The organism is Klebsiella grimontii, assembly GCF_042137965.1.
Taxonomy (GTDB): domain Bacteria; phylum Pseudomonadota; class Gammaproteobacteria; order Enterobacterales; family Enterobacteriaceae; genus Klebsiella; species Klebsiella grimontii.
The window spans coordinates 5,242,463-5,254,028 of the sequence record NZ_CP169721.1 but is presented as its reverse complement, the minus strand read 5'-3'; the positions used below and the strand labels follow the sequence as shown (position 1 = coordinate 5,254,028).

At 50.2% G+C, this 11,566-nt stretch carries 12 protein-coding genes; 5 read left to right on the top strand and 7 right to left on the bottom strand.

The genetic code is table 11. From position 1 onward, the window contains the following. Window positions 1-118: 118 nt before the first annotated feature. Complete coding sequence (gene yjdN, locus ACE3MN_RS24620; protein WP_004137437.1) at window positions 119-553, bottom strand: VOC family metalloprotein YjdN; 435 nt, start codon at window positions 551-553, stop codon at window positions 119-121. Between the two features lie 160 nt (window positions 554-713). Then, the gene (locus ACE3MN_RS24615; protein WP_004137429.1) at window positions 714-1,049 is read right to left on the bottom strand and encodes a zinc ribbon domain-containing protein YjdM; all 336 of its coding nucleotides are present in this window, start codon (window positions 1,047-1,049) and stop codon (window positions 714-716) included. A 540-nt stretch (window positions 1,050-1,589) separates the two neighbouring features. Here ACE3MN_RS24615 and proP point away from each other — a divergent pair. Continuing rightward, on the top strand, window positions 1,590-3,092 hold the full coding sequence (gene proP / locus ACE3MN_RS24610; protein WP_024360222.1) for a glycine betaine/L-proline transporter ProP: 1,503 nt from the start codon (window positions 1,590-1,592) through the stop codon (window positions 3,090-3,092). 121 nt (window positions 3,093-3,213) lie between these two features. On the opposite strand, the gene cbpM is transcribed toward proP, so the two are convergent. The 3 genes from cbpM to ACE3MN_RS24595 all read right to left on the bottom strand — a co-directional run bounded on the left by cbpM (window position 3,214) and on the right by ACE3MN_RS24595 (window position 5,269). Then, entirely contained in the window at window positions 3,214-3,519 is a 306-nt protein-coding gene (cbpM, locus tag ACE3MN_RS24605) for a chaperone modulator CbpM (protein ID WP_004097873.1), read from the bottom strand. Then, a complete protein-coding gene (gene cbpA / locus ACE3MN_RS24600; protein WP_049087484.1) occupies window positions 3,519-4,439 on the bottom strand; it encodes a curved DNA-binding protein in 921 nt (306 codons plus the stop codon). The genes cbpM and cbpA overlap by 1 nt, the downstream gene beginning before the upstream one ends. A 149-nt stretch (window positions 4,440-4,588) precedes the next feature. Continuing rightward, window positions 4,589-5,269, bottom strand: a complete 681-nt coding sequence (locus ACE3MN_RS24595; protein ID WP_024360224.1) for a TerC family protein — start codon at window positions 5,267-5,269, stop codon at window positions 4,589-4,591. 224 nt (window positions 5,270-5,493) lie between these two features. Between ACE3MN_RS24595 and ACE3MN_RS24590 the strand changes: the two genes are divergently transcribed. After that, on the top strand, window positions 5,494-6,276 hold the full coding sequence (locus ACE3MN_RS24590) for a DsbA family protein (protein WP_004137423.1): 783 nt from the start codon (window positions 5,494-5,496) through the stop codon (window positions 6,274-6,276). 36 nt (window positions 6,277-6,312) lie between these two features. On the opposite strand, the gene ACE3MN_RS24585 is transcribed toward ACE3MN_RS24590, so the two are convergent. Continuing rightward, window positions 6,313-6,909, bottom strand: a complete 597-nt coding sequence (locus tag ACE3MN_RS24585) for a TetR/AcrR family transcriptional regulator (RefSeq protein ID WP_049089195.1) — start codon at window positions 6,907-6,909, stop codon at window positions 6,313-6,315. A 115-nt stretch (window positions 6,910-7,024) separates the two neighbouring features. On the opposite strand from ACE3MN_RS24585, the gene ACE3MN_RS24580 reads away from it, so the two are divergent. Together ACE3MN_RS24580 and ACE3MN_RS24575 are read left to right on the top strand one after the other, a co-directional pair. Next, window positions 7,025-7,612 carry an NAD(P)H-dependent oxidoreductase gene (locus ACE3MN_RS24580; RefSeq protein ID WP_024360226.1) on the top strand — a complete coding sequence of 196 codons (588 nt, stop codon included), beginning with the start codon at window positions 7,025-7,027 and terminating at the stop codon, window positions 7,610-7,612. 145 nt (window positions 7,613-7,757) lie between these two features. Then, the gene (locus tag ACE3MN_RS24575) at window positions 7,758-8,153 is read left to right on the top strand and encodes a hypothetical protein (protein ID WP_064411542.1); all 396 of its coding nucleotides are present in this window, start codon (window positions 7,758-7,760) and stop codon (window positions 8,151-8,153) included. A 34-nt stretch (window positions 8,154-8,187) separates the two neighbouring features. Here ACE3MN_RS24575 and ACE3MN_RS24570 read toward each other — a convergent pair whose 3' ends face one another. Further along, window positions 8,188-8,997, bottom strand: coding sequence for a polysaccharide pyruvyl transferase family protein (locus tag ACE3MN_RS24570; protein ID WP_004137416.1), 810 nt, complete (start codon window positions 8,995-8,997; stop codon window positions 8,188-8,190). A 99-nt stretch (window positions 8,998-9,096) separates the two neighbouring features. Here ACE3MN_RS24570 and ACE3MN_RS24565 point away from each other — a divergent pair, with 99 nt between their 5' ends. Further along, window positions 9,097-11,319 (top strand): glycosyltransferase, encoded by a 2,223-nt coding sequence (locus ACE3MN_RS24565; protein ID WP_024360229.1) that lies wholly within the window; start codon window positions 9,097-9,099, stop codon window positions 11,317-11,319. Window positions 11,320-11,566: the final 247 nt, after the last annotated feature.

Sequence of the window (11,566 nt, the reverse complement as noted above, 5' to 3'; positions counted from 1 at the left end):
TCATGATGACCGGGGGATGAAGAGTTAATGCCGGTGGGATGACAGGGGGAGGGGGAATGAACGCACGGATGCCCTCACCCCGGCTCTCTACCGGAGGGTGAGGGGAGGAAGGTAAGCGTTAAGGCTCTTTCACCACGTTGACCATCCACGGGACGCCAAAGCGGTCGATGACTTTACCGAAGCCGTGCGCCCAGAACGTTTCCTGCCAGGCCATCTCTATCTGGCCGCCGTCGGCGAGGCCGTCAAACCAGCGTTTACCCTCGATAACGTCTTTTGGGTCGAGCACGATGGTAAACCCGGCGTAGCGCTCCATTTTGCTGGAGGGGCTGTCGCTGAGCATCAGGATGCCATCCGCGATGCGCAGGCTGGCGTGGGCGATACCGTCGGCAGCCAGGTGCTGGCCGGAAGGGCAGCCATCTTCGGCGTCCTGGCTATTCTGCGGCATTTCACCCCAGGTGATTTTGTGGAGCAGCTCAGCGCCCAGCGCCTGCTGGTAGAAAGCGATGGCGGCAGCGCAGTTGCCGCTAAAAGCGATATAGGGACTTAAGGGCATAAGCATTACCTCAGGTAACGAATATTCCATTAAGCGTAGAAGGGGATTGCGGAATTAAGCCAGGCGGCAGCGACGGGTAAAGTGAGTACGAATGCGGGAAGGCTGGCCAGAGCGCGGAAAAAATATATTTCCCCCGACGATAGGCGTCGGGGGAATAAAATCAGTTCTTTTTAACAAATTCGGATTTTAGCTTCATTGGGCCAAAACCATCAATTTTACAGTCAATATTATGATCGCCTTCCACCAGGCGGATATTTTTAACTTTAGTACCAATTTTTAGCATCGAAGAGCTGCCTTTAACCTTCAGATCTTTTACTACGGTGACGCTATCGCCGTCGGCCAGTAAATTGCCGTTGGCGTCTTTGACAATCAGCGCGTCGTTATCGTCCACAGGCTCGGCATTGTTCCATTCGTGGGCGCATTCCGGGCAAACAAACATGCCGTTGTCTTCATAAGTGTATTCAGAATGGCATTTTGGGCAGTGGGGCAGTTGCATGACGTTCCTCGCGATTACTGGGTAAAACAGGACGTTGGTCCTTTAAATGGCGGCTGATAGCCGAAAGTGATGCTGATTATAGCGCAATCCCGCACTTTTGTCGGGCCTTTTTTATGACACTTCCCAGCGGAGAAAGAGAATATATATTGTGGGGATAGGCGGGGTTATTTCCTTAAAAACCGCCAGTTATTTCCGGAAATGTATCGCTAAGTTCCAATATTCATTGAACTTATTGGTTTGAGATGACTCTGTTTAAGGGTAGGTAAATTTTTGTGAAGTTGATCCCAAATTTAAACGCTGTTAGGGTAAAAAGGCGAGAACGCAAATTCACTACACTTATTAGCGGCACCGCTTATTTGATTATGGCCAGAGCAGGCGTCAACAGGTTCGGTTGTACGGACTGTCAGCAGACAGTGCAGGCAAACCTGCTACGCTTGAAATGTGGAGCACAGCAATTCGCCGCTCCCAACGCATGACGCGAATGACCTTGTCATTCGGCGGAGATTCGTGCGCTCAAGGCGAGAGCAAAAGAGGAAAATTATGCTTAAAAGGAAAAAAGTAAAACCCATCACGCTTCGGGATGTGACCATCATTGATGATAGCAAACTGAAGAAAGCGATTACCGCAGCGTCGCTGGGTAACGCGATGGAATGGTTCGATTTTGGGGTTTATGGTTTTGTTGCGTATGCCCTGGGTAAAGTCTTTTTCCCCGATGCCAACCCCAGCGTGCAGATGATCGCCGCGCTCGGTACCTTCTCGGTTCCCTTCTTAATTCGTCCATTAGGCGGCCTGTTCTTCGGGATGCTGGGCGATAAATACGGTCGACAAAAGATTCTGGCGATAACCATTGTCATCATGTCGATAAGTACATTCTGTATCGGTCTTATTCCGTCGTATGCCACGATTGGCATCTGGGCGCCAATACTGCTGCTGCTATGTAAAATGGCGCAGGGTTTTTCGGTGGGCGGAGAATATACCGGCGCATCGATCTTTGTGGCGGAATACTCGCCTGACCGTAAACGCGGCTTTATGGGCAGCTGGCTGGACTTCGGTTCAATAGCCGGTTTTGTGATGGGCGCGGGCGTGGTGGTACTGATTTCCAGCGTGGTGGGTGAAGAGAACTTCCTCAGCTGGGGCTGGCGTATTCCGTTCTTCCTGGCGCTGCCGTTAGGGATTATTGGTCTTTATCTGCGTCATGCGCTGGAAGAGACGCCGGCGTTCCAGCAGCACGTTGATAAAATGGAGCAGGGCGATCGCGAAGGCCTGCAGGAAGGACCGAAAGTCTCCTTCAAAGAGATTGCGACCAAACACTGGCGTAGCCTGCTGACCTGTATCGGTCTGGTGATTTCCACCAACGTGACCTACTACATGTTGTTGACCTATATGCCGAGCTACCTGTCGCATAACCTGCACTATTCAGAAGATCACGGGGTGCTGATCATCATCGCCATCATGGTCGGGATGCTGTTCGTTCAGCCGGTTATCGGTATGCTCAGCGACCGTTTTGGCCGTCGCCCGTTTATTCTGATTGGTAGCGTGGCGCTGTTCGCGCTGTCGATTCCGGCCTTTATCATGATTAACAGTAACGTTCTCGGCCTGATTTTCGCCGGTCTGCTGGTGCTGGCGGTAGTGCTGAACTGCTTTATCGGGGTGATGGCCTCGTCGCTGCCGGCGATGTTCCCGACCCACATCCGCTTTAGCGCTCTGGCCAGCGCCTTTAACATCTCGGTGCTGATTGCCGGTCTGACGCCAACCCTGGCGGCGTGGCTGGTAGAGAGCACGCAGAACCTGATGATGCCGGCTTACTATCTGATGGTGATTGCGGTTATTGGCCTGATTACCGGCCTGTCGATGAAAGAGACCGCCAATCGTCCACTGAAAGGGGCGACGCCAGCGGCTTCGGATATTCAGGAAGCGAAAGAAATTCTCGGCGAGCACTACGATAATATCGAGCATAAAATCGAAGATATCGATCAGGAAATCGCCGACCTGCAGGAAAAACGTTCTCGCCTGGTGCAGCAGCATCCGCGCATCAACGACTAAATCGTTTTGCTGGTAACTCATGCCGCCGCGGGCTTCCCCCGGCGGCATTTTTTATGCCCTGCTGAGGTTATTCGCGGACCGCCCAGGCCCGGTAAGGACCGGGCGATGCCGCGGCGAGGGCTTAGCTATGCGTCAGAAAGCGCGCCAGCCGCTGCTGCAGGATTTGATTTTCGCGGCTCAGGCGCGCGTTCTCGTCCAGCAGCGTTAAGGCGACAGCGATACCCGGCCAGTCCAGCTCCAGCTCTTTGCGCAGGCGTACGGCGCGGTGCACGATGGTCACCGCGCTATCGTCAAACAGCCAGTTTTCCCGCTGCGGCTGGCGCGGCTCAATCATGCCGAGGCCGACAATCTCGTTAAGCTCCTCTTCGGAAAGGCCGGTGTGGAGACAAAACTCGGTAATCGTGAACGTCACTGTTATCTTAGCCATCAGGCTTTCCCCCATGTCTTACGCGGCTCGAAGCTGGATTGCGCATCCGCCAGCTGCTGCCAGAGCGCGCGGCTCTTCTCATCTGGTTTTGGCGGCATGACGATTTTAATCACCGCATACAGGTCGCCGGTGGTGGTTTTGCTGGTCAGCCCTTTGCCCTTCACGCGCAGCCGCTGACCGGCCTGGCTGCCCGGCGGAATGGTTAGCAGGATGCTCTCTTTCAGCGTCGGGATGGTAACTTTAGCGCCCAATGCGGCTTCCCACGGTGCCAGCGGCAGGACGATTTCAAGGTTATGGCCGACGACATCAAACAGCGGATGCGGGGCGATATGGATCACCAGCCACAGATCGCCGTTGGGGCCGCCATTTTCACCGGGAGTACCCTGGCCTTTCAGACGGATGCGCTGGCCGTCGACGACGCCTGCGGGAATTTTCACGTTCAGGGTTTTCGGCGTTTCGCTTTCGACCATGCCAAAGACGTTATAAACCGGCAGCTTATAGCTGATGGTGCGCGTCTGCTCCGCCAGGGTTTCTTCAAGGAACACCGCGACTTCTATCTCTAAGTCATGACCGCGGACGCCGTGCTGGCGGCGGCTATGGTGCGCCTGCTGGCCAAACATGGTGGAGAAGATGTCGTCGAAGTCCTGCTGGCTATAGCTCTGCTCGCGGGAATGCTGCTGCTGCCGGCCAAACTGCGGATCGTTGCGGTGCTGCCAGAGCTGGTCGTATTCGGCGCGGCGCTGGTCATCTTTAAGCACTTCCCAGGCTTCGGCGAGATCTTTGAATTTGGCTTCGGCATCGTTTTCTTTGCTGACATCGGGGTGATATTTACGTGCCAGACGGCGATAGGCGGTCTTAATGGTTTTCAGATCGTCCGTTGGCTGAACCCCTAGAATGGCATAATAATCCTTTAATTCCATGGCGTTATCTCATTTATGCGCAATATGACGGTTACAGATCCCTGGATCAGGTGTCTTTATTAAGCTTAGGGCAAATGAGGGCGGATGGGGCGGAAAAGTGGCGCAAACTTGACGCCGTCGGGATTGACGGCGGCCGATCGATAATATCCCTATTCGGTGGAGCGCCTGCGGTTTCTGCGCAGCCCTTCGAGCAGCACCAGGGCTGCGCCAATGGTTCCGCCCATCAGTGGGAGAGCGGCGGGCGCGTTGGGGAAGAGATGAACGATGGTCACATCGGTCACCATCATTGAACCGGCTATCCAGCCGATGAGCGCACCGCCCAGCATCACCACGGACGGGAAACGGTTGAGGATTGCCAGCACCAGTTTGCTGCCGAGGACGATAATCGGAATGCTGATTAATACGCCCAGCGCGACCAGCAGCAGATGGCCTTTCCCGGCGGCGGCAACCGCCAGTACGTTATCCAGCGACATAATGACGTCGGCAACGGTAATGGTGACCGCGGTGCGCCACAGGCTGCTGGAACTGCTGACCTCGCTTTCTTCTTCCTGATTAGTCACCAGCTTGATGCCAATCCACAGTAGCATCAGCGCGCCGACCACTTTAAGCCACGGTAGTGAGAGTAAATAGATGGCGACGGCCAGCAGCAGCACGCGTGCCGCAATCGCGCCGAAGGTACCGATAATAATGGCTTTGGTACGCTGCTGCGGCGGCAGCTTACGGCAGGCCATCGCGATCACCACCGCGTTGTCGCCGCCCAGTAACAGATCGATAGCGATAATTTGCAGCAGAATAACCGCCACGTCCCACTGACTGAAAAACTCATTCATAGCCAACTCATCGAACCACCAAAAAAGACCCTACAGGAAAACGCAGGGGCGAAGGGTACTCTCGTTCGGGCGCCTTGACCACCTGTCCGAGAACCCGAACGCAGCGAGTTATTGAAAAATATAGTTACCAATCATTGCCTCGTCCGGCAATGATTCGCAGGTAAAGGATGATATTTTGTTCGTAGAAACACATCTGCCGTTCACCTATCGCAAGGACTAACCACATGCCCGGCCACAAGAATTTACTCACATTTGCCTTTATTGGCGCCTCCCTGTTTCCGGTTATGGCGACCGCTGCTGACGCACCGACCTTTACGCCTGAACAAGAGGCCCGTATTGGCAAAATCGCCGCGGATTATTTAGTTGCGCATCCGGAAGTGCTGCTGCAGGCCAGCCAGAAGCTGCAGCAAATTCAGCAACAGCAGCAGGCCAGCGCCGCGACCCAGGCGGTACTGAAGAACGCGGCCGCGCTGACCCAGGATAAAAATACGCCAACCTACGGCCCGAAAGAGGGCAAAGTTACGGTCATTGAATTCTTTGATTATCAATGCGTTTACTGCAGCCGTCTGGCGCCGGTAATGGAACAGGTGATCAAAGAGAACCCGCAGACCCGCTTTGCCTTTAAAGAGTGGCCAATTTTTGGCAGCCGCTGGGAAACCTCGCTTGCAGCAGCGAAAACCGGCCTGCAGATTTATCAGCAGAAGGGCGCCGAGGCTTATCTGACCTACCATAACGGGATCTATTCCACCGGGCATAACGAAGGCAAGCTGACGGCCGCCGACATCCAGCAGCAGGCGAAGAAAGTGAATTTCGATGCCGGGAAAGCGGCGGACGTTGAACCGGCGCTGGAAAGCATCAATCAGCTGGCGCAGGAAATTGGCCTGAGCGGGACGCCTGGAGTTATCGTGATGCCCACCACCGGCGCCACGGAAGCGACGATCACCGTGTTCCCGGGGCTGGCGGATAAAGCCTCGCTGGATGCGGCGATCAAGAAAGCGGGCGGCTGATAATCATCAACGCGACCGCCGGGCGGCGGGCGCGGCTTAGCGATGGCAGCAGCGCTGCAGCATCGACATAATCACCTGAAAGAGCTCATCTTTAGCCTGCTGCTCCGTGATAACGCCGTTCACGACCGCGGCCGATAGACCGTCGGCGGACCCGAGCATGGCGAGAATGGCCGCTTCGCTGAGGTTGTCACTTTCGCAAAGCGGCGCAAAATAGTCCCGGCATTTCCCGGTAAAAGTGGCGATGCACTCTTGTTTGATCTTCTCCAGCTCGGGCGTCCCGGCGAGCGCGGCCATGACGCTCGGCATCTCGCGCCCTTGAAGCAGCACGCACTCGATATAGGCGTTGGCGATCGCCGCGGCCAGTTTATCCGCATTCGGTTCGGTATTGCGCAGTATTTCATCCATTCGCGCCGTCTGGCGCTGGTCGTATTCCGTGTATAGCGTCGCGAAAAGTCCCGAACGGCTGTCAAAATGATCGTAAACCACCGGTTTAGTGACTCCCGCCTGCGTCGCCAGGTAGCCCAGCGTCAGGGCATCGGTCCCTTCTTGCCGAATAATCTGCCAGGCAACATCAATCAGCTGTTTGCGCCGCTCTTCTCGCGTTAAACGCTGCCGTACGAGTGGTTCAGACATAGAAGCATTCTCCCGTTGACATGCTTATATACCAAAGGTAACTTACTATTGGTAGGTTACTGTTAGTATATAAGACTACGTCCAATATCGTTGTATAGCAACTGGGGTATCCGTCATGCATGCATTAATCGTGGTTTCTCATCCTCTTAATACTTCTCTGACTCACAGCGTTGCGGCGGCGATTGCGCAGGGGGTTGCCGAATCCGGCTCGCATCACAGCGCTGAAATTGCCGATTTAACCCGGGAAGGCTTTAGCCCGGTTTTTGCCGAACCGGATATTGCCGCCTTTCGGCAAACCGGCGCTACGCCGTCCGATGCGATCGCTGAACAGGCCAGAATCGATAACGCCGACGCGCTGGTGCTGGTGTTTCCCATTTACTGGTGGTCGATGCCGGGGCTGCTGAAAGGCTGGATTGATCGGGTGTTTTCAAACGGCTGGGCCTATGAGGAGACCGCCGACGGCAACGTAGTGAAGAAGCTGGGACGCCTGCGGGTACATCTGGTGGCATTAGGCGCAGCCAGTCAACAAACGTATGACAAGCACGGGTTTACCGATGCTTTTAATGCGCAAATTGTCCACGGCATTTTTGATTACTGCGGGGCTACGGTCGCCAGTTCGCAGATGTTGCTATTGCCGGACCTGCAAACGACGGAAGCGCATCTGGAGGCGGGGCGCCAGCTAGGAAGGAAGATGTTTGGCTGAGGCGCGTTTAGCTACCGAGCCTGGATTTCCGCCGGGTGGCTTTATCCGCCCCGGCCTGAAAGAATATATTATCTATGAAAATCTCACAGCATCCTGACAGGATATAATTCTTGATCAATAGTATGATATTTGTTTTCATACTGAAATGTATAGTGATAATAAAGATGATGGCTGGGTCTGGCGTTATACCGAACAGGAAAATGATCTTATCTATTCCAGAGAAATGGATAAGATTCATTGCTTGATAAATAAATTTAAGAACAGCCTTGCTGATGAGAATAAAATTTTTGTCGTAAAAAGCAATGGCAATAATCTTGATGATATAGTATTCGCTTTAGCAAAAGAGTTTAAGAGGCACGGTAACAGTAAAATACTTTACGTGAAAAGTAACGTGGAAAGTTCAGCTGTAGGCGAAATCAAGAAAGTGACTGATAATCTTTTTATTGGCGCGATCGATAAATTCGCCGACTATAGCCGGGCAAATGAATACTCGCGTGAAGGCTGGCAGGCAATAATTGATAATGCTGTAAAGGTGATGTGAATTTTTAGCAGCGTATTAATATACGCTGCATTTTTTAGCTGGTAGTAATAAAGCACGTTTTTGGGTAATGATTTAACAGCGAGTAATTATAAACGGCTTCATTTTTGTAGTATGAGTTAGGGTAGAAATTGACTTCTTTTCCCAGCAGGGATGCTAAAATTGCTACATGCAGTCTATCGGTATTTACAACTTTATACTCTTCAAGGAAGTTGATCATGCAACGGGTAGAGTTTCGTGCCAGAAATTCATTATCCCAATAGTCGCCATTCCACGTGAGCGAAATATCATGATTGTTTTCTTTATGTTCTCCTGTTAGAGACTCTGAGTCTGTTCTGAAACAGTTTGCCTGTTGTTTATAGGCCGGTTTAAGAGACAGGTATTTACTAAGATCGAGATAAAATGCCATGTCATCAGCAATGAATACGTTCTTATTTGGCTCATAGCTGAGAGATTTTATATAATCGAAAGTGGTATTTTCACGGCAAAACACTACTAATTTATCGATATTATTAGTGAATAAATCGCTATACCCTCTGATTGTCGAAGGCATAATGATCGTTTTGTGAAATTTATGAATATTATTTTGGATGAAATCGCGGCCTTCAGCATATAACCCTTCGATGAGGTTTCCTCCGCCACCAAAAATTAAAATATCAGTATCAGCGCTGTAACGCTCATCGGCTCTGTAAGGAACATAGGTAAGCGCATTTCGTTCGAAAAAATCGTACGTTGCAGATGCAATCACGCCATCGCCCGCGTTACCGGGGTTTGCCTTATAGACAAATCGATGAGATGGATGATAGGATTTTAGAAATAAATCAAATTTTAACTCTGCACTGGTCATTTTTTATCCTGTTTAACAGAAGCTATTGATTGCTATCTTAATATTACTTCAACTCACTCATTATTATAGAAAAGTCTAGGTTACTAAGGAAAGATCACAATGAAGAAAGTTCTTATAATGACGCCGGACATAGAGGGGCCTGTCCGTAACGGCGGCATTGGTACTGCTTTCACAGCCCTTGCCACTACTTTGGCAAAAAAGGGGTATGATGTCGATGTATTGTATACATGTGGTGACTATTCAGAGTCATCTGCATCAACTTTTAGCGATTGGTCACGTATTTATAGCACCTTTGGTATTAATTTGCTGAGTACCGGTCTGGTAAAAGAGATTAATATCGATGCTCCCTATTTTAGAAGAAAAAGTTACTCAATTTTGCTCTGGCTGAAAGAGAATAATGTCTATGACACTATTATTTCTTGTGAATGGCAGGCAGATCTTTATTACGCTTTATTAAGTAAAAAGAATGGCACTGATTTTGAAAATACCAAATTCATTGTCAATACCCATAGCTCAACGTTATGGGCTGATGAAGGTAACTACCAGCTCCCATATGATCAGAATCACCTTGAACTCTATTATATGGAAAAAATGGTAGTTGAGATGGCTGATGAAGTCGTTAGTCCGTCTCAGTATTTAATTGATTGGATGTTGAGTAAACACTGGAATGTTCCTGAAGAACGCCACGTTATTTTAAATTGCGAGCCATTTCAAGGGTTTGAAAAGAGAAGTGATGTTGTCGTTAAAGCCAATGAAAAAACCGCTTCAGGCGTTGAGCTTGTATTTTTCGGCCGACTTGAAACCCGTAAAGGGCTCGATATCTTCCTGCGCGCATTAAGAAAACTCTCTGCCGAAGATAAAGAGACGATCTCTGGTGTGACCTTCCTCGGGAAAAACGTCACGCTGGGTAAAATTGATTCATTTACCTATATCATGAACCAGACCAAAAACCTGGGTCTGGCAGTCAATATCATCAGCGATTATGACCGTACCAATGCAAACGAATATATAAAAAGAAAAAATGTATTAGTCATCATCCCATCGCTCGTTGAAAACTCCCCATATACCGTTTATGAATGCTTGATTAATAACGTTAACTTCCTCGCCTCAAACGTTGGAGGGATTCCAGAACTTATTCCGCAGGAGCATCATGCTGAGGTTCTGTTTACCCCAACGCCGGTTGATTTATACGGTAAAATTCACTATCGCTTAAAAAATATAAACATCAAACCCGGACTGGTTGAATCACAAGAAAATATCCAGGCAGCGTGGTTTGCCGCCATTGAAAGAAAAGATAACTGCGTCTTCAAGAAAATTGATGAATCTAATCGTCCGTTAGTGAGCGTATGTATTACTCATTTCGACCGTCATCATTTGCTCCAGCAGGCACTTGCCTCAATAAAAACGCAGACGTACCAAAATATTGAAGTTATCTTAGTTGATGATGGAAGCACAAAAGAAGAATCTCATCGTTATTTGAACCTTATCGAGAACGACTTTAACGCTCGAGGCTGGAAAATTATCCGCAGTTCTAATAACTACCTGGGCGCGGCACGAAATTTGGCCGCTCGACACGCCTCCGGTGAATATCTGATGTTTATGGATGATGATAATGTCGCTAAACCTTTTGAGGTTGAGACATTTGTCACGGCAGCATTAAACTCCGGAGCCGATGTGTTGACCACCCCAAGCGATCTCATTTTTGGTGAGGAGTTCCCTTCGCCATTCCGTAAAATGACGCACTGCTGGCTCCCGTTAGGCCCTGATTTAAATATCGCCAGCTTTAGTAACTGTTTTGGCGATGCTAATGCTCTGATCAAGAAAGAAGCTTTCGACAACATCGGCGGTTTTACTGAAGATTACGGTTTAGGTCATGAAGATTGGGAGTTTTTTGCGAAAATATCCTTACATGGCTATAAATTGCAAATCGTCCCTGAGCCGCTATTTTGGTATAGAGTAGCAAACTCCGGAATGTTGTTAAGCGGGAATAAGAGCAAAAACAACTACCGTAGCTTCCGTCCATTTATGGATGAAAATGTGAAATATAACTATGCGATGGGCTTGATTCCTTCGTACCTCGAAAAAATTCATGAACTGGAGAATGAAGTGAGCCGACTGCGCAGCATCAATGGCGGCCATTCTGTCAGTAATGAACTACAGCTTTTAAATAATAAGATTGATGGTCTAATTTCTCAGCAAAGAGATGGCTGGGCCCACGATCGCTTTAATGCTCTTTATGAAGCGATTCATGTCCAGGGCGCAAACAGAGGCAGGAGCCTGGTTCGCCGTGTGGCCCGCAAAGTAAAGTCATTGTTGAAATAGCCTAATCCGCGGAGCTCGAAAGAGCTCCGCAAAAAATAGTTTTAATGAAGCTTAATTGTTCGACGCACTCAACTCACCCCGGATACCAACGTCTGCTTATTCCGCGATTAGGCTGCTTTTAGGCGGGTTCTTTAAATAGTGGTGCCCGGACTCGGACTAACGCCGCAGGCGTTGAACTGCGCTTGTCGCGCTGCCCCCGAAGGGGTGAGCCGCCGTGCGGCGAATCATCGAACGCCGTTTGATGGAG